This is a genomic window from Aeromonas sp. 30P (genome assembly GCF_051919805.1).
Taxonomy (GTDB): Bacteria; Pseudomonadota; Gammaproteobacteria; order Enterobacterales; family Aeromonadaceae; genus Aeromonas; species Aeromonas veronii.
The window spans coordinates 4,771,672-4,792,857 of the sequence record NZ_JBQBEA010000001.1; the positions used below are offsets into that span (position 1 = coordinate 4,771,672).

Genomic DNA, 21,186 nt, shown 5'->3' on the forward strand with positions numbered 1-21,186 from the left:
AGGGCCAAACCAGTTATTACAACTACAAATACAAGACATTGAGAGAGAGAAACACCATGAAAACATCCATCAAACTGATTTCCGGCTCAGCCATCCTGCTCGCCACCCTGTCCGGTCAGGCCATAGCCCAGGAGACCATCAAGGTCGGCATGTCTGGCAAATATTTCCCGTTCACCTTCGTCAAGCAGGACAAGCTGCAAGGGTTTGAAGTGGATATGTGGAACCAGATCGGCGAGCGTACCGGCTACAAGGTCGAATTCGTGACTGCCAGCTTCTCCGGCCTGTTCGGCATGCTGGAAACCGGCCGCATCGACACCATCTCCAACCAGATCACCATCACCGACGAGCGCAAGGCGAAGTACGACTTCTCCCAGCCTTACGTCTATGACGGCGCCCAGATCGTAGTACGCAAGGGCAACAGCACCATTCATGGCATCAAGGATCTGGAAGGCAAGAAGGTGGCCGTGAACCTGGGTTCCAACTTCGAAGAGCTGCTGCGCAAGAACGACCCAAACAAGAAGATCGACATCCGCACCTATGACTCCGCCTTCGAGCAGGATGTCGCCCTGGGTCGCATCGATGCCTTCGTGATGGACCGCGTCTCCACCGCCCAGCTGATCAAGGAGTCCAAGCTGCCGCTGCAACAGGCTGGCGCACCGTTCGAGACTATCGAGAACGCCCTGCCCTTCCTGAAGACCCCGGAGAAACAGGCGCTGCTGAAGAAGGTCGACGAGGCTCTGACCGCGATGCGCAAGGATGGCTCCCTGCGTCAGATCTCCGAGAAATGGTTCGCTTCCGACATCACCGACAAATAAATGATGGAATTTGACCTCGAATACACGCTGGGGCTGTTTCCCATCCTGCTCAAATATCTGGGCACCACGATGGAGATGGCCCTGTGGGGATTCGTGCTGGCACTCGTACTCTCGCTGGCCCTGGCGATAGTACGGGTGTTTCGCGTCCCCGTGATCCACTGGCTGGCGATGCTCTATATCTCGTTCTTTCGGGGTACACCGCTACTCGTTCAGCTGTTCCTGCTCTACTACGGATTGCCGCAACTGTTCCCGATCTTCGTGGGAATGGATGCCTTTACCGCCGCCATCGTCGGTCTGACCCTGCACTTTGCCGCCTACATGGCCGAGTCGATCCGCGCAGCCATCCTCGGCATTCACAAAAGCCAGATGGAAGCGGCGCTCAGTATCGGCATGAGCCGTTATCAGGCGATGCAGCGGATCATCCTGCCGCAGGCGGCCCGTATCGCCACCCCGTCGCTGATGAACTACTTCATCGACATGATCAAGAGCACCTCGCTGGCCTTCACCCTGGGAGTGGCCGAGATAATGGGCAAGGCGCAGATGGAAGCCTCCTCCTCCTTCAAGTTCTTCGAGAGCTTTATGGCGGTGGCGCTGATCTACTGGGTAGTAGTGATCTTCTTTACCCGCTTGCAGCATCTGCTGGAAATTCGTCTCAACCGTGCCTATTAAAGGAGGGCTCTCATGATCAAGCTAACCGGCCTCTCCAAGGCATATCACGGCAATCAGGTGCTCAACGGCATCGATCTGGAGGTCAAAAAGGGGGAAATTGTCGTCATCATCGGCCCCTCCGGCACCGGCAAGTCGACCCTGTTGCGCTGCCTGAACCTGCTGGAGACCCCGGATGCGGGCACCCTTGCCATCGACGATCTTGAGCTGAATCTGGCCAAGGCCAGCGAACAGCAGGCGATCGAGCTGCGCAAACGGGCCTCCTTCGTGTTCCAGAACTACGCCCTGTTTGCCAACAAGACGGCGCTCGACAACATCGCCGAAGGGCTGATCACCGTCTGGAAGCAGCCAAAAGCGGAGGCCCGCGCCACAGCGCTCGGCATCCTCAAGGACATTGGTCTTGCCGACAAGCAGGATGCCTATCCGGCGTCGCTCTCGGGCGGCCAGCAACAACGGGTCGGCATTGGCCGCGCCATGGCGGCCCACTCCAAGGTGATCCTGTTTGACGAGCCCACCTCGGCCCTCGATCCCGAGTGGGTCGACGAGGTTTTGGGGCTGATGAAAGAGTTGGCCCGCCAGCACCAGACCATGGTGGTGGTGACTCATGAGATTGAATTTGCTCGTGATGTTGCCGATCGGGTGATCTTCATGGAAGGGGGGCGGATCGTCGAGCAGGCCCCGCCGGATCAGATATTGGTCGATCCCAAGGATCCCCGTACCCGGGAGTTCTTGCGGAAAGTCCTTAAATAGCTCTCTCTTTGGCGGCCTGGCCGCCTTTTTTATTGAGGGATCCCTTGTTTAACACCGGGTTGCCAGTATAATCCGGAGCCCTTGATCCTCTGGATCCTCACGCTCGGCAGTGGCCTTTTCAAGGCCATGGCAGGATGAGAGGGAACGGCGGATTGACTAAAAGCCGAACTCTGTTTAGAATTCGGCCTCTTTTGCTAGTCGTCACACGCTATAGCTGGCGCGTCGGCTAAGTGTGACAATCAAAACTGTACAGAAATACGGAATCGAATCATGAAACGTACTTTTCAACCGTCCAACCTGAAGCGCAAGCGCTCTCACGGTTTCCGCGCCCGCATGGCAACTGCCAACGGTCGTAAAGTTCTGGCCGCTCGTCGTGCCAAGGGTCGTGCCCGCCTGGTAGTCTAATGCCTACCCAGCACACCTTCTCTCGGGAGTTACGTCTGTTAACTCCCGAACACTTCAAACGCGTTTTCGCCGAGCCTGTCCGGGCCGCCTCTCCGCAGATTACCCTTCTCGCTTCTCCCAATTCGCTCGAACACCCTCGTCTTGGTCTCGCTGTGCCCAAAAAAGCACTCAAGCGTGCCGTTTGGCGTAATCGTGTCAAACGGGTGGTTCGGGAAAGTTTCCGCCTCAAACAACATCAGCTGCCCGCTATCGACATCGTGGTGATCGCCAAGGCCGGTGTGAAAGAGATGGATAACGAGGAACTGTTCAAGTTACTGGAAAAGCTATGGCGCACCCTGTCACGCCGTTGCAATGGGTAGCTATCAAACTGATACGCCTGTATCAGCTAATCATTAGCCCTCTGCTCGGGCCGCGCTGCCGTTTACCCCAACTTGTTCCCAATTTGCGATAGAAGCCATCCGACTTCACGGTTTCATAAAAGGCGTTTGGTTAGCCAGCAAACGTCTATTAAAATGCCATCCCTTATCCGAGGGTGGTTATGACCCGGTTCCGCAACCAAAGCGAAGAAACTGAAAACTATGGAATCACAACGCAATCTACTCCTGATCGGTTTGCTGTTCGTGAGCTTTCTGCTCTGGCAACAGTGGGAGTCCGACAAGGCTCCGAAGCCGGCCCCGACTACCGTGGCCCAAACCGAACATTTCGTACCTGAAGCCGGTCAGACCGGTGATATTCCTCAGGTTTCCGAGCAAGCCAATGCGACTGCCGCACGCAAGCTGATCACCGTCTCCTCTGACGTGCTCAAGCTGACCCTGGATACCCAGGGTGGTGACGTCGTGTCTGCCGAACTGCTGTCTCACAAGCTGGAAGAGGGCAAGGACCAACCGTTCGTGCTGCTGACCAGCCAGCCTGAGCACCTCTATATCGCCCAGAGCGGTCTGGTGGGTCGCAACGGTCCGGACAGTCAGGCCGAAGGTCGTCCTACCTATGAAGCCGCCCAGACCAGCTATCAGCTGGCCGATGGTCAGGATCAAGTCGTCGTTCCGATGACCTGGACCGACAGCAAAGGTGTGGTCTTCACCAAGGAGTTCATCCTCAAGCGTGGCGACTATGCCGTTGGCGTTGATTACAAGATCGACAACAAATCTGCCGAGCCGGTTCAGGTGCAGTTCTATGGTCAGCTGAAGCAGACCGTCGCAACGCCGAAGGATCAGGAAGGTCATGCCATGGTAGCCAGCGCTTACCGTGGTGGTGCTTTCTCCAGCGAAGAGACTCGCTACAAGAAGTACACCTTCGACGAGATGAAGGATGCCGACCTGAACAAGACCACCAAGGGTGGTTGGGTCGCCATGCTGCAACACTACTTCGTCTCAGCCTGGGCACCGAATGCCGACGATACCAACAGCTTCTACAGCCGCGTGATCCCTGGTAAAGGCCAGGCCATCATCGGTTACAAGGCGCCGCTGGTAGACGTGGCCGCCGGCCAACAGGCCGAAGTGACCAGCAAGCTGTGGGTCGGTCCCAAGCTGCAAGACCAGATGGCCAAGGTGGCTAACCACCTCGACCTGACCGTCGACTACGGCTGGCTGTGGTTCATCGCCCAACCGCTGCACTGGCTGCTGACCGTGTTCCACGGTTTCGTCCAGAACTGGGGTCTGGCCATCATCATGCTGACCCTGCTGGTACGCGGCATCATGTTCCCGCTGACCAAGGCCCAGTACACCTCCATGGCCAAGATGCGCATGCTGCAACCCAAGATTGCGGCCCTGCGCGAGCGCTTCGGCGATGACCGCCAGAAGATGTCTCAGGGCATGATGGAGCTGTACAAGAAGGAGAAGGTCAACCCGCTGGGTGGCTGCCTGCCGATCCTGGTTCAGATGCCGATCTTCATCGCCCTTTACTGGGCCCTGATGGAGTCCGTTGAACTGCGTCACGCGCCGTTTGCCCTGTGGATCACTGACCTGTCAGTGAAGGACCCCTTCTTCGTGCTGCCAATCCTCATGGGTGCCTCCATGTGGTATCTGCAGAAGATGAGCCCGACCACCGTAACCGACCCGATGCAGCAGAAAGTGATGCAGTTCATGCCGATCATCTTCACTTTCATGTTCCTCTGGTTCCCGGCTGGCCTGACTCTCTACTGGCTGGTGAGCAACGTCATCTCCATCATCCAGCAGACCATCATCTATCGTCAGCTGGAGAAGAAAGGACTGCATTCACGCAGCTAATCTTCCCGTGATGACAAAAGAGGCGGCCTTCGGGCCGCCTTTTTTATTACAATGTCTCCCACTACGTTTTCCTATCAGCGAACAAACGAGCCAAGCAAGATGACAACAGATACGATCGTGGCCCAGGCCACCGCGCCAGGCCGTGGTGGCGTCGGCATAGTCCGGGTCTCCGGCCCCGCCGCCGAACAGGTCGCCGGGATAGTGCTAGGCAAGCTCCCGCGGGTGCGCTACGCCGAATATCTGCCGTTCAAGGATGAGCAAGGCCAGGTACTGGATCAGGGCATCGCCCTGCTGTTCAAAGCTCCCAACAGCTTCACCGGTGAGGATGTGCTGGAGCTGCAGGGCCACGGCGGCCCCGTCATCATGGACATGCTGATCCGCCGCATTCTGAAAATCGACGGCATTCGTCCTGCCCGCCCCGGCGAGTTCAGCGAGCGCGCCTTCATCAACGACAAGCTGGATCTGGCCCAGGCCGAAGCCATCGCTGACCTTATCGAAGCCTCCAGCGAACAGGCCGCCCGCAGCGCCATGCACTCCCTGCAGGGGCAATTCTCCAGCAAAATCCAGCAACTGGTGGAGAGCCTGATCCGGCTGCGCATCTATGTGGAAGCGGCCATCGACTTCCCGGACGAGGAGATCGACTTCCTCTCCGACGGCAAGGTGGCGGGCGACCTCTACAGCATAATGTCCGAGCTGGACGACGTGCGCGGTGAAGCCAAGCAGGGCGCTCTGCTGCGGGAAGGGATGAAGGTGGTGATCGCCGGTCGTCCCAACGCCGGCAAATCGAGCCTGCTCAACGCCCTGGCAGGGCGCGAGTCAGCCATCGTCACCGAGATTGCCGGTACCACCCGCGATGTGCTGCGCGAGCATATCCATCTCGATGGCATGCCGCTGCACATCATCGATACCGCCGGTCTGCGCGACACCCAGGATAAGGTGGAACAAATCGGTATCGAACGCGCCTGGGCAGAGATCGAACAGGCCGATCGGGTGCTGTTTATGGTGGATGGCACCACCACAGACGCGGTCGACCCGCGGGAAATTTGGCCGGAATTTGTTGATCGGTTGCCAAAAAACATCGGCCTCACCGTCATTCGCAACAAGGCCGACCTGACCGGCGAGGATCTGGCACCGAGCCAGGAGCAGGGCCACGCCGTCTACCGCATCTCCGCCAAGACCGAGCTGGGGCTGCCTGCCCTACGCGAGCACCTGAAAGCCTGCATGGGCTTCCAGGGCAACACCGAAGGGGGCTTTATGGCCCGTCGCCGCCATCTGGATGCGCTGGAGCGCGCCGCCGAGCGGCTGCTGGTGGCCAAGGAGCAGCTGGAAGTGTTCGTGGCTGGCGAGCTGGTGGCCGAAGAGCTACGCCTGGCGCAAGAATCCCTCTCCGAGATCACCGGTGAATTCAGCTCCGACGATCTGCTGGGCCGCATCTTCTCCAGCTTCTGCATCGGCAAGTAATGTGGTGAAAAATCAGCAATAAAAAGCAGCCAGTGAGAACATAAGATATTGTAAATATTGGACTTTGTTTTTTACTGGCTGTTCTTGCCTGATCTTGTTTCGTGAGAATTTACCCCGAGAGTACCCCACAGTAACCTCTTGGGGTACTTTTGGGGGACACTTATGAAGATCAGCATCGAATACCGCGCACCGGACGCCGAAGGCAAGCGCGCTCTGCGCTTAACCTACTACGCCGGCTCCTACTTTGACCCAACCACGGGCATCCGCAAGCACAAACGCAGCAGAGAGACCCTGGATCTCTTCCTGTACGACAAGCCGCGTACCCCAGCACAGCGGCTCCACAACAAAGAAACCCAGCGAGCAGCCGAAGCTATCCGCGCCAAGCGACTCTTCGAGTACGAGACTGGTAAACACCATCTGGATTTCTCGAACGCCTACAAGGCCAGCTTCTTCGAGTACTTCCAAGAGGTTACAGACCAAAAAGCGGCAGGCAGCAAGAGCAACCATTCCATCTGGATATCAGCCCTCAAGCATTTACGCCAGTACCATAAGCTGCCGGAGCTGACTTTCGAGGAAGTAGATCAGCTGTTCCTGGAGGGGTTTCGGCATTACCTGATGCACAAGGCCCGCACCAAAAGCGGCACACCACTGAGCCGCAACACCCAGAGTGCCTATTTCAACAAGTTAAGGGCAGCCCTGAACCAAGCTGAGCAGGAACGGCTGCTACCGGATAATCCGGTACGACGTGTCAAAGCTATCCAGGGGGAAAAGAACAAACGGGTTTACCTGACCGAAGACGAGGTACGAGCCCTGGCCCAAGCCGAGTGCCGCTACGACGTTCTTAAGCGCGCCTTTCTGTTCTCTTGTTGCACTGGCTTGCGCTGGTCCGACATTCACAAGCTGACCTGGGCCGAGCTGGAGCCCTTCTATGGCCATTACCGTATCGTCTTCACCCAGAAAAAGACCAGCGGCCTGCAATACCTGGATTTGAATGACATGGCGATGCAGCTGATGGGGCGCCCAGGCAAGGCAACAGAGCGGATCTTCAAGGGCCTCAAGTACTCGGCTTGGCACAACATGGAGCTCACCCGGTGGGCGTTGCTGGCGGGTATAACCAAGAAGGTAACCTTCCACAGCGCACGTCATACCTTCGCCGTGATCCAGCTTAACCGCGGCGTCGATATCTATGCCCTCTCCCGCTTGCTGGGACACAGTGAGCTGAGAACCACAGAGATCTATGCAGACATCCTTGAATCACGGCGTAGAGATGCCATGCTCGATTTTCCCAACGTATTGGCGTGATAGAAGCCCCCTCGACGAGACCATGGCCAGAAAGAGCCAACAAATAGGCCAGCGCAACCATACGCTGGCCTAGATTATCTTAGATAATATAGATCAGATTTCAGGATCGCCCTGCAGCCCAAGCGGTAACTGGGTTTCACTGAATTGGCTTGTGACCGTTATCGTGAACTTTGTGACCACTTTCGTGATAGTTTGTGACCGTTATCGTGATAGTGCAGGCCGGCCGATGGTAAACCGCCCCTTGGCATGTTCGCAGATAGACCAGCCCAAAGCAGTCAGCTCATCCAATGCCTTGCGAACTCGTGATTGCCGCTTGCGATGGGTGGCCGTGCTGACCTCATCGGGAAAGGCATAAGCGACCAAGGTGTCTAACTGCACAGCCCTTTTCTGACCACAATCCACCCAGGCACATAGCCGCTGATGCAATAACCGAGCGATGCTGCCATTCAAGTGCCGAACTTCTGTCATGTCGATACGAACATGGCGACCATTACCCATAATGGCGTAGGTCAGCAAGGGATTAAGCGCCACAAAAAGTCCATCAGTCTGAGTGTCACTGACATAGTTCGCCAATAAGCGAAATCCGCTACGCTGGCCAGCCACCTTTGCGATCACCGACACCTTCCACAATCGCTCGATACAGCAACGTACAGTATTGGTATCCCGAGGATTGGCGTATCCAATCTCCTTGGCCAGTTTGCGCAGGCTGCTTCTGACCACCAATACCCTTTGCTGGTTGGCAGCCCAACGAAGATCCAGAAGATCTCGCAATATCGTCCCAGTTTCGCTCACTGCAACTGGCTCAATCTCGTTACTTTGTGACTCAAGTCCAGCCATGGCAACCAACCCCTGAAGCACACGGAGGTCATCTGCACCCAACGGCTCAGGCCCGGAGAACTCGATCTGATTGCCACCACCGAAACAGTAAATCACCTCCAGCTTGTCACGGCGGCGTTGGCCATGCGAGATCGCCCTAAACAACCCGGGAGCAAGGCAATGCATATGGTCGTGCCGGGCATGAGTCAATTCAAAGCAAGACACGTTTACCTCCAGCCCGGCGTATTACGTCCAAACCAGCGGGGTGCAGCACACCACCTTCCCCCCGCACCAACCAGCGCTCTGGTAGTGGCGGCCCATAATTGCTTTTGCTTACCCCAAACCGCACGTAAAGCTGGCTCTTCTCTACCGATACGCCCAGCTTCTGCGCCTCTTTCTTGGTCATAGTGGCGAGATAGGCCTGCCAGCGAACGTTGTCCACCAGTACCGACGAACCACGGCTTGCCTGCTGCAGATCGCCAGCTTCTTGGAATGCCGCAGATTTACTGGTGTGGTGTACAAACAGCACAGCGCATCCCAGCCCCATGGCCAGCCGTTCCAACTGACCTAGTACCTGCGTCATGGCACAGGCCGCATTCTCGTCGGCATCGTGGAAGCGCCTCAAAGTATCGATGACAATCAACCTCACCCCTTTAGCCCAAATAGCAATCGCTTCCCACCAATGGCTATCCAGCACATTCGGGCTGGCACCCTGAAGCGATATCAAACGAAGGCCTCGTTCAACGTTGGCACGAAGTTCAGCATCAAGGCCTCCGCCCAAGGCAAACAAGCGCTGGTGCAGAACAGGCCAAGGGTCCTCGGCAGGCAGGTAGAGCACAGCCCCCCTGCCCAGCTTGCCAAGTTCAATCCAATCCGGCCCACCGGCGATCTGCATTGCCAGTTGTAATGCCAACATCGATTTGCCCACACCTCCCGGTGACACCAAAGCACCAACGCAGCCCACCGGCAGCCCCGGGAGGACAAAATCGAGGGGTTTCGGAGGTTCAACAAAAGCCGACCGGAGATCCTGAGGCCAGTGAGATGCGATGAGATCTCGTTCCATAACAGCCTCACAACCGCCCATGACTAGCTTGCCGCACACGCTTGGTTACATGCTCAGTGAGTTCGGCGTCCGGTGAAATGCGGTGGGAGAGCAGCCAGTCCAGCAGCTCAACGCGCTTAAAGTAGATCTTTTTGCCTTGTGGCTTGTAATGCGGCAGACGCTTTTCACTGGTCAGCCGGTACACATAGCTGACAGAAACCCCCAGCAACTCGGCACACTCCTCGGCAGAAATCACCTCCTTCTGCCCCTGCCCTTGCTGGATCACCAACCGTTTCAGCTCATACAGCTCTTTCAGAATTATCCCGTTTGGATCGCTGTAAACTGACGGATTTTGCTCACGCATGCAGATGATCTCCCTGTAACAAACATCAACATGCAAAGCGTACCGGGGACCTAACGAAATACAGAGCGCTGTAAGTGCCCAAAATGGGCACTTACAGCGTTTTCAGGAAAATTTTCACATGTGAAATTTTGGTGAGAAACTGCTGCCAGTAAAGTCATCAGGCTCCACCAGATCCGTCACAAAATGGGGTAAGAATGTTTGACTGAAAGAGGGCGTCTCTTTAAGGTTGCCCGCAACATGACCCCGGCCTCTTGGTTGCTTTGCAACTTACGCCGGGGTTGTTTTTTTGAATCTGTCTTTGTGTCGGCATACACGCCTTATTACTTCGCCATACAGCCGGTCGGTTGCTAATCATCGGGGTAACCGTTACACTTTGCGCATCTCATCTACCAGCCTTTGGCGTCAGCGTAGAAGGAGTTACGGCCCCGTCCTCTTCGGAGGGCGCGGCCAGCTTAATTCCCTCCCCTAGCAGTCAATAACTCCCATACCGTTTCCAGCGCTTGTTGTACTTGCGCCGTTCGTGTTCATGTTCGATGAAAAATGCCGTCCACGGCAGGATATATTCTCCGCGATCATCCAGCACGACAAGGTAGCCTTCCGCTTCAAACCAGATATGGATGCGTTGCAGCTTGCCACGAGGCTCAGCCCACACCTTGAGCTCAGGATCGCTATCATTCTCGATGATGGGTTTGGGCCAGCGGATGCGTTCGCATCGACGTAAATCGGGTTCTCGCTCTGCTTCAACTTCTCCAGTTGAAATCATGTGCCAGAAGGTCGCTGATTTCCCGGCATATTCAGGATGACGTTTCAGACCAAGACGCTTGCCTCTGAACTCGGGTTTGTTGAGTACAAAGTCTTGTTCGAAGGCCGCATAAACAGGGGTCGTCTCAGAAAACGGAAAATAAAGCACGCTAAGCCGGTTGCAGAGGCCGTAGCGGCCTGAACTTCCCCGCGCCGATCTTGGCGCTGCTGCGCCATAGGTAATCACCGGTCAGGTTGATGTGCTCCCAGCCGAGTGGCGACAGGTACTGCAATAGCGAGTCATCGACGGCATGACCATTGCCGCGCAACGCATGCGCCGCACGCTCCAGGTAGACCGTGTTCCACAGCACGATGGCCGCCGTCACCAGGTTGAGGCCGCTGGCCCGGTAGCGCTGCTGCTCGAAACTGCGGTCACGGATTTCACCAAGGCGGTTGAAGAACACGGCACGGGCCAGCGCATTGCGCGCCTCGCCCTTGTTCAGCCCGGCATGCACGCGGCGGCGTAGCTCGACGCTTTGCAGCCAGTCGAGGATGAACAGCGTGCGCTCGATGCGGCCCAACTCGCGCAGCGCGACGGCCAAGCCGTTCTGGCGCGGGTAGCTGCCGAGTTTCCTGAGCATCAGCGAGGCCGTCACCGTGCCCTGCTTGATCGAGGTGGCCAGCCGCAGGATTTCGTCCCAATGGGCGCGGACGTGCTTGATGTTGAGCGTGCCGCCGATCATCGGCTTGAGCGCGTCATAGGCGGCATCGCCCTTCGGGATGTAGAGCTTGGTGTCGCCCAGGTCGCGGATGCGCGGCGCGAAGCGGAAGCCCAAGAGGTGCATCAGGGCGAAGACGTGATCGGTGAAGCCCGCCGTGTCGGTGTAGTGCTCCTCGATCCGCAGGTCGGATTCGTGGTACAGCAGGCCGTCGAGCACGTAGGTTGAGTCGCGCAGGCCGACATTGACCACCTTGGTGTGGAATGGCGCGTATTGGTCGGAGATGTGGGTGTAGAAAGTCCGTCCTGGGCTGCTGCCATATTTTGGGTTGATGTGCCCCGTGCTCTTTGCCTTGCTAGCGGTTCGGAAATTCTGTCCGTCCGATGATGATGTGGTGCCATCGCCCCAGTGCCCGGCAAAGGGATGCCGAAACTGAGCGTTGACCAGTTCAGCCAACGCTGTCGAGTACGTTTCGTCGCGGGTATGCCAGGCTTGCAGCCAAGCGAGCTTCGCGTAGGTCGTGCCGGGGCAGGACTCGGCCATCTTGGTCAGGCCCAGGTTGATCGCGTCGGCCAGGATCGTGGTCAACAACAGGTTCTTGTCCTTGGCCAGATCGCCCGATTTCAAGTGCGTGAAGTGCCGGGTGAAGCCCGTCCACTCATCGACTTCGAGCAGCAGTTCGGTGATCTTGACGTGCGGCAGGACCATGGCTGTCTGGTCTATCAGCGCCTGCGCGGTGTCGGGCACCGCCGCATCCAGCGGCGTGATCTTCAAGCCCGACTCGGTGATGATGGCATCCGGCAGGTCGTTGGCTGCCGCCATGCGGTTGACGGTGGCAAGTTGTGCTTCCAGCAGCGTCAGCCGCTCATGCAGATATTGTTCGCAGTCGGTGGCCACGGCCAGCGGCAATTCGCTGGACTGCTTGAGGCTGGTGAACTTCTCGGGCGGTACCAGGTAGTCCTCGAAGTCCTTGAACTGGCGTGAACCCTGCACCCAGATGTCGCCCGAGCGCAGGGAGTTCTTCAACTCGGACAGCGCGCACAGTTCGTAGTAGCGCCGGTCGATGCCGGCGTCGGTCATCACCAGTTTCTGCCAGCGCGGCTTGATGAAGCCGGTCGGTGCATCGGCTGGCAGCTTGCGGGCGTTGTCGGTGTTCATGCCGCGCAGCACCTCAATGGCATCAAGCACGTTTTTGGCGGCGGGCGCGGCCCGCAGCTTGAGCACGGCAAGGAATTCCGGTGCATAGCGGCGCAGGGTGGCGTAGCTCTCGCCGATGCGATGCAGGAAATCGAAGTCATCGGGTTGCGCGAGCTTCTGCGCCTCGGTGACGCTCTCGGCAAAGGAATCCCAGGACATGACGGCCTCGATGGCGGCAAACGCATCGCGGCCTGATTGCTTGGCGTCGATCAGCGCCTGACCGATGCGCCCGTACAGACGTACCTTGGCGTTGATGGCCTTGCCTGACGCCTGGAACTGCTGCTGATGCTTATTCTTGGCAGCGTTAAACAGCTTACCCAGGATGCGGTCGTGCAGGTCGATGATTTCGTCGGTGACGGTGGCCATGCCCTCGGTGGCCAGCGCCACGAGAGTGGCGTAGCGCCGTTGCGGCTCGAATTTGGCCAGGTCGGCGGGTGTCATCTGGCCGCCCTCGCGGGCAATCTTGAGCAGGCGGTTCTGGTGAACCAGCCGCTCGATGCCGGTAGGCAGATCGAGTGCCTGCCATGCCTTGAGGCGTTCGATGTGTTCCAGCATATGCCGCGAATTTGGCTTGGCCGGAGACTGGCGCAACCAAGCCAACCAGGTCGTCTTGCCGTTGTCCCGGCGCTTGAGCAGATCGTCGAGGCGGCGGCGATGCGCGTCCGCCAGTGGTTCGGCCAAGGCGTCGTAGATGCGCCGGTTAGCACGGGTGATCGCCTCGGCACTCGCCCGCTCGACGGCGTTGAGGGCGGGCAGAATGACCGACTGCCGCCGCAGGTGCCCGATCAAGGCGCTGGCCAGCACGATGCCTTTGTCGGTTTGCATCGCCAGCTCGGTCAGCATCTGGACGGCCTGCCGGTAATGGCTCATGGTGAAGGGCCGGAAACCGAACACGGTTTGCAGCTCGCTCAGGTGCTCGCGCCGGGTCTGCTCCCGCTGGCCGTACTCGTTCCAGCTTTCGACGCCGACCTTGAGCTGGTCGGCGACCAGCTTCAACAAGGGCGGGAACGGTAGTTCATCGACGCCCAGGATGACGCCGGGAAAGCGCAGGTAACAGAGCTGCACCGCGAAGCCCAGCCGATTGGCTGGCCCGCGCCGCTGTCGGATGATCGAGAGGTCGGTATCGTTGAATGTGTAATGTCGGATCAGGTCGTCCTTGGAGTCCGGCAACGCCAGCAGGCTTTCCCGCTCGGCGGCGGACAGGATGGAACGACGTGGCATATTTACTGATCCGTTCTCAAGTATTGATACAGGGTTTCGCGACTGATTCCGAATTCACGAGCAAGCTTGGTCTTTTGCTCGCCAGCCTCGACACGTTGGCGCAGTTCGGCAATACGCTCAGACGACAGGGATTTCTTCCTGCCACGGTAAGCCCCGCGTTGCTTGGCGAGCGCAATACCCTCGCGCTGACGCTCGCGGATCAGGGCGCGCTCGAACTCGGCGAACGCGCCCATCACCGAGAGCATCAGGTTCGCCATCGGAGAGTCTTCGCCAGTAAAACTGAGGTGTTCCTTGACGAATTCGATATGCACGCCGCGTTGTGTCAGCGTTTGCACGATCCGGCGCAAATCATCGAGATTGCGCGCCAGGCGATCCATGCTATGCACCACCACGGTGTCGCCGGTGCGGGCGAAGCTTATCAGCGCTTCCAGTTGCGGACGCTTGACATCCTTGCCGGATGCCTTGTCGCTAAAAGCGCGATCAACCTTGACGCCTTCCAGTTGCCGTTCCGGGTTCTGGTCGAAGGTGCTGACCCTGATATACCCAATGCGCTGTCCAGTCATGGAATTCCCTGCAAAATGTCAGGGAAGACTCTATGACCTTCAACGAGATATGTCAATAAATTCAAAATTCAATCCTATCCTGACGCAATTTACACATGGCATCTGACATCAGGTTAGGGTATGCCTCAACCTGACGGCGGCGAATCACAAGCGTCCGGTTTGACGCTGGTTTCGGTCGCAGTGCTGGCCCGCGCCTGGAAGCGCTGATAGCACTCCAGCCCGCAGAAATGCTCCACGTACTCGGCCCCTTCCGGCGTGAAGGCGGCATCGCGGGATTTCCTTGCAGCACACGCAGCAACTGGTGCTCGGTTCATTGGCGTTCATGGTGGTGTTCCTCCATTGGTTGACGAAGCCGACGAAGGCCGCCGCCGGCATCGGCCTGGCGAACAGGAAACCCTGCACCGTGTCGCAACCCGCCTGCCGCAACCACGCAAGGCAGTCGGGTGTTTCCACACCCTCGGCTACCACCTCCATTGTCGTTTTCAGAAGACGGCTGCACTGAACGTCAGAAGCCGACTGCACTATAGCAGCGGAGGGGTTGGATCCATCAGGCAACGACGGGCTGCTGCCGGCCATCAGCGGACGCAGGGAGGACTTTCCGCAACCGGCCGTTCGATGCGGCACCGATGGCCTTCGCGCAGGGGTAGTGAATCCGCCAGGATTGACTTGCGCTGCCCTACCTCTCACTAGTGAGGGGCGGCAGCGCATCAAGCGGTGAGCGCACTCCGGCACCGCCAACTTTCAGCACATGCGTGTAAATCATCGTCGTAGAGACGTCGGAATGGCCGAGCAGATCCTGCACGGTTCGAATGTCGTAACCGCTGCGGAGCAAGGCCGTCGCGAACGAGTGGCGGAGGGTGTGCGGTGTGGCGGGCTTCGTGATGCCTGCTTGTTCTACGGCACGTTTGAAGGCGCGCTGAAAGGTCTGGTCATACATGTGATGGCGACGCACGACACCGCTCCGTGGATCGGTCGAATGCGTGTGCTGCGCAAAAACCCAGAACCACGGCCAGGAATGCCCGGCGCGCGGATACTTCCGCTCAAGGGCGTCGGGAAGCGCAACGCCGCTGCGGCCCTCGGCCTGGTCCTTCAGCCACCATGCCCGTGCACGCGACAGCTGCTCGCGCAGGCTGGGTGCCAAGCTCTCGGGTAACATCAAGGCCCGATCCTTGGAGCCCTTGCCCTCCCGCACGATGATCGTGCCGTGATCGAAATCCAGATCCTTGACCCGCAGTTGCAAACCCTCACTGATCCGCATGCCCGTTCCATACAGAAGCTGGGCGAACAAACGATGCTCGCCTTCCAGAAAACCGAGGATGCGAACCACTTCATCCGGGGTCAGCACCACCGGCAAGCGCCGCGACGGCCGAGGTCTTCCGATCTCCTGAAGCCAGGGCAGATCCGTGCACAGCACCTTGCCGTAGAAGAACAGCAAGGCCGCCAATGCCTGACGATGCGTGGAGACCGAAACCTTGCGCTCGTTCGCCAGCCAGGACAGAAATGCCTCGACTTCGCTGCTGCCCAAGGTTGCCGGGTGACGCACACCGTGGAAACGGATGAAGGCACGAACCCAGTGGACATAAGCCTGTTCGGTTCGTAAGCTGTAATGCAAGTAGCGTATGCGCTCACGCAACTGGTCCAGAACCTTGACCGAACGCAGCGGTGGTAACGGCGCAGTGGCGGTTTTCATGGCTTGTTATGACTGTTTTTTTGTACAGTCTATGCCTCGGGCATCCAAGCAGCAAGCGCGTTACGCCGTGGGTCGATGTTTGATGTTATGGAGCAGCAACGATGTTACGCAGCAGGGCAGTCGCCCTAAAACAAAGTTAGATGCTTTGCTGTGCGCACAAATTTCGGCCAGCAACAAGACTGTTTTTTTTCTTAAATCGAACCTAAAATTTCTTCGCGGAACTCCATGGAGAAATATTTTGAAAAATTGGTTATTTCTGGCTACGGCCATTATTTCTGAGGTCATTGCAACCTCTGCGCTCAAGTCTAGTGAGGGCTTTACTAGGTTAGTACCGTCTTTTATCGTCGTAGCGGGATACGCTGCTGCTTTTTATTTCCTGTCGCTGACACTCAAATCGATTCCTGTTGCAATCGCCTACGCAGTTTGGTCGGGCCTCGGGATCGTCTTGGTCACTGCGATTGCATGGGTTTTGCATGGTCAAAAACTAGATATGTGGGGATTTGTTGGTGTCGGCTTCATTATCAGCGGCGTTGCTGTGCTCAACTTGCTATCTAAGGCAAGTGTTCACTAAAACGGTCGCATCTAACCATTCCGTCGAGAGGGACCGCCCACAAGCTGCGCTTGCGGGTTCCCTTCGCGGCTTCGCCGCTACGGCGGCCCCTCACGTCAAACGTTAGATGCACTAAGCACATAATTGCTCACAGCCAAACTATCAGGTCAAGTCTGCTTTTATTATTTTTAAGCGTGCATAATAAGCCCTACACAAATTGGGAGATATATCATGAAAGGCTGGCTTTTTCTTGTTATCGCAATAGTTGGCGAAGTAATCGCAACATCCGCATTAAAATCTAGCGAGGGCTTTACTAAGCTTGCCCCTTCCGCCGTTGTCATAATCGGTTATGGCATCGCATTTTATTTTCTTTCTCTGGTTCTGAAATCCATCCCTGTCGGTGTTGCTTATGCAGTCTGGTCGGGACTCGGCGTCGTCATAATTACAGCCATTGCCTGGTTGCTTCATGGGCAAAAGCTTGATGCGTGGGGCTTTGTAGGTATGGGGCTCATAATTGCTGCCTTTTTGCTCGCCCGATCCCCATCGTGGAAGTCGCTGCGGAGGCCGACGCCATGGTGACGGTGTTCGGCATTCTGAATCTCACCGAGGACTCCTTCTTCGATGAGAGCCGGCGGCTAGACCCCGCCGGCGCTGTCACCGCGGCGATCGAAATGCTGCGAGTCGGATCAGACGTCGTGGATGTCGGACCGGCCGCCAGCCATCCGGACGCGAGGCCTGTATCGCCGGCCGATGAGATCAGACGTATTGCGCCGCTCTTAGACGCCCTGTCCGATCAGATGCACCGTGTTTCAATCGACAGCTTCCAACCGGAAACCCAGCGCTATGCGCTCAAGCGCGGCGTGGGCTACCTGAACGATATCCAAGGATTTCCTGACCCTGCGCTCTATCCCGATATTGCTGAGGCGGACTGCAGGCTGGTGGTTATGCACTCAGCGCAGCGGGATGGCATCGCCACCCGCACCGGTCACCTTCGACCCGAAGACGCGCTCGACGAGATTGTGCGGTTCTTCGAGGCGCGGGTTTCCGCCTTGCGACGGAGCGGGGTCGCTGCCGACCGGCTCATCCTCGATCCGGGGATGGGATTTTTCTTGAGCCCCGCACCGGAAACATCGCTGCACGTGCTGTCGAACCTTCAAAAGCTGAAGTCGGCGTTGGGGCTTCCGCTATTGGTCTCGGTGTCGCGGAAATCCTTCTTGGGCGCCACCGTTGGCCTTCCTGTAAAGGATCTGGGTCCAGCGAGCCTTGCGGCGGAACTTCACGCGATCGGCAATGGCGCTGACTACGTCCGCACCCACGCGCCTGGAGATCTGCGAAGCGCAATCACCTTCTCGGAAACCCTCGCGAAATTTCGCAGTCGCGACGCCAGAGACCGAGGGTTAGATCATGCCTAGCATTCACCTTCCGGCCGCCCGCTAGCGGACCCTGGTCAGGTTCCGCGAAGGTGGGCGCAGACATGCTGGGCTCGTCAGGATCAAACTGCACTATGAGGCGGCGGTTCATACCGCGCCAGGGGAGCGAATGGACAGCGAGGAGCCTCCGAACGTTCGGGTCGCCTGCTCGGGTGATATCGACGAGGTTGTGCGGCTGATGCACGACGCTGCGGCGTGGATGTCCGCCAAGGGAACGCCCGCCTGGGACGTCGCGCGGATCGACCGGACATTCGCGGAGACCTTCGTCCTGAGATCCGAGCTCCTAGGGATCGCCTCAGAAAACGGAAAATAAAGCACGCTAAGCCGTAAGTAAGCGTGCTCCTGTGAAAGCCACAGCTAAAACTGCGTAGTACACATAGAGGTATTTTTTTCTAGATTTATATCGAATTTCGTTATCGAATTTCGCTTATTATTGATCAACTCGTTGCAGATCATGAAGGCGAAAGTATGACGAATAACCCTACCGATGACAGCAGACCATGGTCGGTCTTTCTTATTTTTCTGCGGCTTGGATTGACATCTTTTGGCGGCCCCATTGCGCACTTGGGCTACTTCCGCGCCGAATTTGTCACACGGCGGCGCTGGCTCTCCGAACGGAGCTATGCTGACTTGGTCGCGCTTTGTCAGTTCTTGCCAGGGCCTGCAAGCAGCCAGGTCGGCATAGCGGTAGGACTGTCTCGGGCTGGATACAGCGGGGCGCTGGCTGCTTGGGCTGGCTTCACGCTGCCGTCTGCCATAGCCTTGATCCTTTTTGCGCTCGGCATCTCCAGCTATGGCGATTACGTCTCGCAGGGCGCGTTGCATGGCTTAAAAGTGGTGGCTGTGGCCGTGGTCGCTCAAGCAGTATGGGGCATGGCGCGTAACCTATGCACGGATGGGCTGCGAGTCACCATCATGGCAATTGCTACCTGCGTCGTTTTACTTGTGCCGTCCGCGTGGGGACAGGTTGGCGTGATTGCTATCGCAGGCATCGCAGGCCGGTTATTGTTCAAGCCAGCGAAAGTTGTTGAGCATGACCCCCTACCTATCACGGTCAGTCACCGGGCCGGCGTGCTTTGGCTCTCGCTGTTCTTTGTCTTGCTGATTGGCCTGCCGGTGTTGGCCGAACTGATGCCAAGTCAAACCATGGCAATGGTGGATTCCTTCTATCGTGTCGGATCACTGGTGTTCGGCGGTGGTCACGTTGTGCTGCCATTACTGCAAGCCGAAGTGGTGCCCTCCGGCTGGGTCAACAATGAATCCTTTCTCGCGGGGTACGGGGCAGCTCAAGCGGTGCCCGGCCCTTTGTTCACGTTCGCCGCGTTTCTTGGTGCCTCGATGAACACCGCCCCGTCGGGCTGGATCGGCGGCATTGTGTGTCTGCTGGCTATCTTCGCGCCCTCGTTCTTGCTGGTCGTCGGATCAATGCCATTTTGGGAGCGTTTGCGCCGCAATACAGGCATCCAAGCTGCGCTGGCCGGGATCAATGCCGCTGTAGTCGGCTTGCTGCTGGCCGCGCTGTATCAGCCTGTATGGACTAGCGCCATCTTTCAGCCGCAAGACTTCGGCTTGGCATTAGTTGCCCTTGTCGCACTTATGTTCTGGAAGCTCCCGCCGTGGCTGGTTGTCCTCGGTAGCGGTGCAGCTGGGTGGCTGTTGAGCGTCGCTCTGTGAGGCACAAAAAATGACTGACAAAGACCTCTACGGCGGTTTGATCCGCCTGCACATCCTTCACCATGCAGCCGAGGAACCTGTCTTTGGGCTGGGGATCATCGAAGAGCTACGCCGACACGGCTACGAGATGAGCGCTGGCACCGTGTACCCGATGCTGCACGGCCTGGAAAAAAAAGGCTATCTGACCTCACGCCACGAACGCACCGGGCGACGTGAACGGCGTGTTTATGACATCACTGAACAAGGCAGAACTGCACTTGCTGATGCGAAAACAAAGGTCAAGGAGCTGTTCGGAGAGTTGGTAGAAGGTGGTTGAGTTTTTGCTTCTATGTCAGGTTGAGCTATACCCTAACTGGATTGTCATTTTCAGAAGACGACTGCACCAGTTGATTGGGCGTAATGGCTGTTGTGCAGCCAGCTCCTGACAGTTCAATATCAGAAGTGATCTGCACCAATCTCGACTATGCTCAATACTCGTGTGGGCTCTGTTGCAAAAATCGTGAAGCTTGAGCATGCTTGGCGGAGATTGGACGGACGGAACGATGACGGATTTCAAGTGGCGCCATTTCCAGGGTGATGTGATCCTGTGGGCGGTGCGCTGGTATTGTCGCTATCCGATCAGCTATCGCGACCTTGAGGAAATGCTGGCGGAACGCGGCATTTCGGTCGACCATACGACGATCTATCGCTGGGTCCAGTGCTACGCCCCGGAGATGGAGAAGCGGCTGCGCTGGTTCTGGCGGCGTGGCTTTGATCCGAGCTGGCGCCTGGATGAAACCTACGTCAAGGTGCGGGGCAAGTGGACCTACCTGTACCGGGCAGTCGACAAGCGGGGCGACACGATCGATTTCTACCTGTCGCCGACCCGCAGCGCCAAGGCAGCGAAGCGGTTCCTGGGCAAGGCCCTGCGAGGCCTGAAGCACTGGGAAAAGCCTGCCACGCTCAATACCGACAAAGCGCCGAGCTATGGTGCAGCGATCACCGAATTGAAGCGCGAAGGAAAGCTGGACCGGGAGACGGCCCACCGGCAGGTGAAGTATCTCAATAACGTGATCGAGGCCGATCACGGAAAGCTCAAGATACTGATCAAGCCGGTGCGCGGTTTCAAATCGATCCCCACGGCCTATGCCACGATCAAGGGATTCGAAGTCATGCGAGCCCTGCGCAAAGGACAGGCTCGCCCCTGGTGCCTGCAGCCCGGCATCAGGGGCGAGGTGCGCCTTGTGGAGAGAGCTTTTGGCATTGGGCCCTCGGCGCTGACGGAGGCCATGGGCATGCTCAACCACCATTTCGCAGCAGCCGCCTGATCGGCGCAGAGCGACAGCCTACCTCTGACTGCCGCCAATCTTTGCAACAGAGCCCGCCGTGCTAGTCTGCTCGGTGATGGTGGAGTGAAGCCAACCCGCAATCGGGTTATGAATCTGCATCGCGATTCGCAATCAGCTGTCTCTTGAGCATGTCGAACTCCTGCGATGTTATCTCGCCGTGCTCGTGCTGCTACACCAACTTGTCCAACTCATCCGCCACACCGCTCCCCACCACCTGCGATGGCCAG

General features: G+C 57.7%; 23 protein-coding genes and 2 pseudogenes. 16 read left to right on the forward strand and 9 right to left on the reverse strand.

What is annotated here, in order from left to right; all coding sequences use genetic code 11:
- Window positions 1-56 precede the first annotated feature (56 nt).
- The 9 genes and pseudogenes from ACTG2B_RS22730 (at window position 57) to ACTG2B_RS22770 (ending at window position 7,624) form a co-directional block, all read left to right on the forward strand.
- Complete coding sequence (locus ACTG2B_RS22730) at window positions 57-815, forward strand: amino acid ABC transporter substrate-binding protein (protein ID WP_439996886.1); 759 nt, start codon at window positions 57-59, stop codon at window positions 813-815.
- Entirely contained in the window at window positions 816-1,484 is a 669-nt protein-coding gene (locus ACTG2B_RS22735; RefSeq protein WP_245133366.1) for an amino acid ABC transporter permease, read from the forward strand.
- Between the two features lie 12 nt (window positions 1,485-1,496).
- Window positions 1,497-2,231 (forward strand): amino acid ABC transporter ATP-binding protein, encoded by a 735-nt coding sequence (locus tag ACTG2B_RS22740; protein ID WP_439996887.1) that lies wholly within the window; start codon window positions 1,497-1,499, stop codon window positions 2,229-2,231.
- 270 nt (window positions 2,232-2,501) lie between these two features.
- Window positions 2,502-2,636, forward strand: coding sequence for a 50S ribosomal protein L34 (gene rpmH / locus ACTG2B_RS22745; protein ID WP_005307156.1), 135 nt, complete (start codon window positions 2,502-2,504; stop codon window positions 2,634-2,636).
- On the forward strand, window positions 2,636-2,995 hold the full coding sequence (gene rnpA / locus ACTG2B_RS22750) for a ribonuclease P protein component (protein WP_005342318.1): 360 nt from the start codon (window positions 2,636-2,638) through the stop codon (window positions 2,993-2,995). Before rpmH ends, rnpA begins: the two co-directional genes overlap by 1 nt.
- Window positions 2,962-3,209, forward strand: a pseudogene (gene yidD / locus ACTG2B_RS22755) (membrane protein insertion efficiency factor YidD). The gene rnpA and the pseudogene yidD overlap by 34 nt, the downstream one beginning before the upstream one ends.
- Before the next feature lie 5 nt (window positions 3,210-3,214).
- Entirely contained in the window at window positions 3,215-4,861 is a 1,647-nt protein-coding gene (yidC, locus tag ACTG2B_RS22760; protein WP_439996888.1) for a membrane protein insertase YidC, read from the forward strand.
- A 99-nt stretch (window positions 4,862-4,960) separates the two neighbouring features.
- Window positions 4,961-6,322, forward strand: coding sequence for a tRNA uridine-5-carboxymethylaminomethyl(34) synthesis GTPase MnmE (gene mnmE, locus ACTG2B_RS22765; protein WP_106844446.1), 1,362 nt, complete (start codon window positions 4,961-4,963; stop codon window positions 6,320-6,322).
- 162 nt (window positions 6,323-6,484) lie between these two features.
- Window positions 6,485-7,624: a site-specific integrase gene (locus ACTG2B_RS22770; protein ID WP_042878465.1), complete on the forward strand. Its 1,140-nt coding sequence runs from the start codon at window positions 6,485-6,487 to the stop codon at window positions 7,622-7,624.
- A gap of 201 nt (window positions 7,625-7,825) precedes the next feature.
- Here the strand turns inward: ACTG2B_RS22770 and repC are convergent, their stop codons facing one another.
- The 9 genes and pseudogenes from repC to intI1 all read right to left on the reverse strand — a co-directional run bounded on the left by repC (window position 7,826) and on the right by intI1 (window position 15,977).
- Window positions 7,826-8,665, reverse strand: coding sequence for a replication protein C, IncQ-type (gene repC / locus ACTG2B_RS22775; protein WP_042878466.1), 840 nt, complete (start codon window positions 8,663-8,665; stop codon window positions 7,826-7,828).
- Entirely contained in the window at window positions 8,652-9,524 is an 873-nt protein-coding gene (locus tag ACTG2B_RS22780; RefSeq protein ID WP_320658458.1) for a helicase RepA family protein, read from the reverse strand. The genes repC and ACTG2B_RS22780 overlap by 14 nt, the downstream gene beginning before the upstream one ends.
- Window positions 9,511-9,846: a helix-turn-helix domain-containing protein gene (locus ACTG2B_RS22785; protein ID WP_042878469.1), complete on the reverse strand. Its 336-nt coding sequence runs from the start codon at window positions 9,844-9,846 to the stop codon at window positions 9,511-9,513. The genes ACTG2B_RS22780 and ACTG2B_RS22785 overlap by 14 nt, the downstream gene beginning before the upstream one ends.
- 472 nt (window positions 9,847-10,318) lie before the next feature.
- Window positions 10,319-10,834 (reverse strand): hypothetical protein, encoded by a 516-nt coding sequence (locus ACTG2B_RS22790; protein ID WP_429110924.1) that lies wholly within the window; start codon window positions 10,832-10,834, stop codon window positions 10,319-10,321.
- Window positions 10,758-13,724: a Tn3-like element TnAs3 family transposase gene (locus tag ACTG2B_RS22795; RefSeq protein WP_001138064.1), complete on the reverse strand. Its 2,967-nt coding sequence runs from the start codon at window positions 13,722-13,724 to the stop codon at window positions 10,758-10,760. The genes ACTG2B_RS22790 and ACTG2B_RS22795 overlap by 77 nt, the downstream gene beginning before the upstream one ends.
- Window positions 13,725-13,726: 2 nt before the next feature.
- On the reverse strand, window positions 13,727-14,287 hold the full coding sequence (locus ACTG2B_RS22800) for a recombinase family protein (protein WP_000147567.1): 561 nt from the start codon (window positions 14,285-14,287) through the stop codon (window positions 13,727-13,729).
- Window positions 14,288-14,412: 125 nt separating this feature from the next.
- Window positions 14,413-14,601 (reverse strand): DUF3330 domain-containing protein, encoded by a 189-nt coding sequence (locus ACTG2B_RS22805; RefSeq protein ID WP_439996889.1) that lies wholly within the window; start codon window positions 14,599-14,601, stop codon window positions 14,413-14,415.
- Window positions 14,602-14,674: 73 nt separating this feature from the next.
- A pseudogene (locus ACTG2B_RS22810) lies at window positions 14,675-14,995 on the reverse strand (EAL domain-containing protein); the annotation flags it as partial.
- Entirely contained in the window at window positions 14,964-15,977 is a 1,014-nt protein-coding gene (gene intI1, locus ACTG2B_RS22815) for a class 1 integron integrase IntI1 (RefSeq protein ID WP_000845048.1), read from the reverse strand. The gene intI1 and the pseudogene ACTG2B_RS22810, both read right to left, overlap by 32 nt.
- 238 nt (window positions 15,978-16,215) lie before the next feature.
- On the opposite strand from intI1, the gene qacG2 reads away from it, so the two are divergent.
- From qacG2 to ACTG2B_RS22850, 7 genes are all read left to right on the forward strand, one after another.
- Window positions 16,216-16,548: a quaternary ammonium compound efflux SMR transporter QacG2 gene (gene qacG2, locus ACTG2B_RS22820; protein ID WP_071846226.1), complete on the forward strand. Its 333-nt coding sequence runs from the start codon at window positions 16,216-16,218 to the stop codon at window positions 16,546-16,548.
- 210 nt (window positions 16,549-16,758) lie between these two features.
- Window positions 16,759-17,106: a quaternary ammonium compound efflux SMR transporter QacE delta 1 gene (locus ACTG2B_RS22825; protein WP_000679427.1), complete on the forward strand. Its 348-nt coding sequence runs from the start codon at window positions 16,759-16,761 to the stop codon at window positions 17,104-17,106.
- The gene (gene sul1, locus ACTG2B_RS22830) at window positions 17,100-17,939 is read left to right on the forward strand and encodes a sulfonamide-resistant dihydropteroate synthase Sul1 (RefSeq protein ID WP_000259031.1); all 840 of its coding nucleotides are present in this window, start codon (window positions 17,100-17,102) and stop codon (window positions 17,937-17,939) included. The genes ACTG2B_RS22825 and sul1 overlap by 7 nt, the downstream gene beginning before the upstream one ends.
- A 127-nt stretch (window positions 17,940-18,066) precedes the next feature.
- Window positions 18,067-18,270 (forward strand): hypothetical protein, encoded by a 204-nt coding sequence (locus ACTG2B_RS22835; protein ID WP_000376616.1) that lies wholly within the window; start codon window positions 18,067-18,069, stop codon window positions 18,268-18,270.
- A 155-nt stretch (window positions 18,271-18,425) separates the two neighbouring features.
- Window positions 18,426-19,631, forward strand: coding sequence for a chromate efflux transporter (gene chrA, locus ACTG2B_RS22840; RefSeq protein ID WP_000184001.1), 1,206 nt, complete (start codon window positions 18,426-18,428; stop codon window positions 19,629-19,631).
- Window positions 19,632-19,641: 10 nt separating this feature from the next.
- Window positions 19,642-19,947, forward strand: a complete 306-nt coding sequence (locus ACTG2B_RS22845; protein ID WP_000130000.1) for a PadR family transcriptional regulator — start codon at window positions 19,642-19,644, stop codon at window positions 19,945-19,947.
- Window positions 19,948-20,173: 226 nt separating this feature from the next.
- Window positions 20,174-20,938, forward strand: a complete 765-nt coding sequence (locus ACTG2B_RS22850) for an IS6-like element IS6100 family transposase (RefSeq protein WP_001389365.1) — start codon at window positions 20,174-20,176, stop codon at window positions 20,936-20,938.
- Window positions 20,939-21,186: the final 248 nt, after the last annotated feature.

Coding starts and splice junctions, on each gene's coding strand:
- ACTG2B_RS22785 (WP_042878469.1), bottom strand. CDS start 9,846: ATGCGTGAGCAAAATCCGTCAGTTTACAGCGATCCAAACGGGATAATT.
- rnpA (WP_005342318.1), top strand. CDS start 2,636: ATGCCTACCCAGCACACCTTCTCTCGGGAGTTACGTCTGTTAACTCCC.
- ACTG2B_RS22780 (WP_320658458.1), bottom strand. CDS start 9,524: ATGGGCGGTTGTGAGGCTGTTATGGAACGAGATCTCATCGCATCTCAC.
- ACTG2B_RS22850 (WP_001389365.1), top strand. CDS start 20,174: ATGACGGATTTCAAGTGGCGCCATTTCCAGGGTGATGTGATCCTGTGG.
- ACTG2B_RS22795 (WP_001138064.1), bottom strand. CDS start 13,724: ATGCCACGTCGTTCCATCCTGTCCGCCGCCGAGCGGGAAAGCCTGCTG.
- ACTG2B_RS22805 (WP_439996889.1), bottom strand. CDS start 14,601: ATGAACCGAGCACCAGTTGCTGCGTGTGCTGCAAGGAAATCCCGCGAT.
- ACTG2B_RS22800 (WP_000147567.1), bottom strand. CDS start 14,287: ATGACTGGACAGCGCATTGGGTATATCAGGGTCAGCACCTTCGACCAG.
- ACTG2B_RS22735 (WP_245133366.1), top strand. CDS start 816: ATGATGGAATTTGACCTCGAATACACGCTGGGGCTGTTTCCCATCCTG.
- ACTG2B_RS22740 (WP_439996887.1), top strand. CDS start 1,497: ATGATCAAGCTAACCGGCCTCTCCAAGGCATATCACGGCAATCAGGTG.
- sul1 (WP_000259031.1), top strand. CDS start 17,100: ATGGTGACGGTGTTCGGCATTCTGAATCTCACCGAGGACTCCTTCTTC.
- ACTG2B_RS22730 (WP_439996886.1), top strand. CDS start 57: ATGAAAACATCCATCAAACTGATTTCCGGCTCAGCCATCCTGCTCGCC.
- ACTG2B_RS22825 (WP_000679427.1), top strand. CDS start 16,759: ATGAAAGGCTGGCTTTTTCTTGTTATCGCAATAGTTGGCGAAGTAATC.
- chrA (WP_000184001.1), top strand. CDS start 18,426: ATGACGAATAACCCTACCGATGACAGCAGACCATGGTCGGTCTTTCTT.
- mnmE (WP_106844446.1), top strand. CDS start 4,961: ATGACAACAGATACGATCGTGGCCCAGGCCACCGCGCCAGGCCGTGGT.
- rpmH (WP_005307156.1), top strand. CDS start 2,502: ATGAAACGTACTTTTCAACCGTCCAACCTGAAGCGCAAGCGCTCTCAC.
- ACTG2B_RS22770 (WP_042878465.1), top strand. CDS start 6,485: ATGAAGATCAGCATCGAATACCGCGCACCGGACGCCGAAGGCAAGCGC.
- yidC (WP_439996888.1), top strand. CDS start 3,215: ATGGAATCACAACGCAATCTACTCCTGATCGGTTTGCTGTTCGTGAGC.
- ACTG2B_RS22845 (WP_000130000.1), top strand. CDS start 19,642: ATGACTGACAAAGACCTCTACGGCGGTTTGATCCGCCTGCACATCCTT.
- intI1 (WP_000845048.1), bottom strand. CDS start 15,977: ATGAAAACCGCCACTGCGCCGTTACCACCGCTGCGTTCGGTCAAGGTT.
- ACTG2B_RS22835 (WP_000376616.1), top strand. CDS start 18,067: ATGGACAGCGAGGAGCCTCCGAACGTTCGGGTCGCCTGCTCGGGTGAT.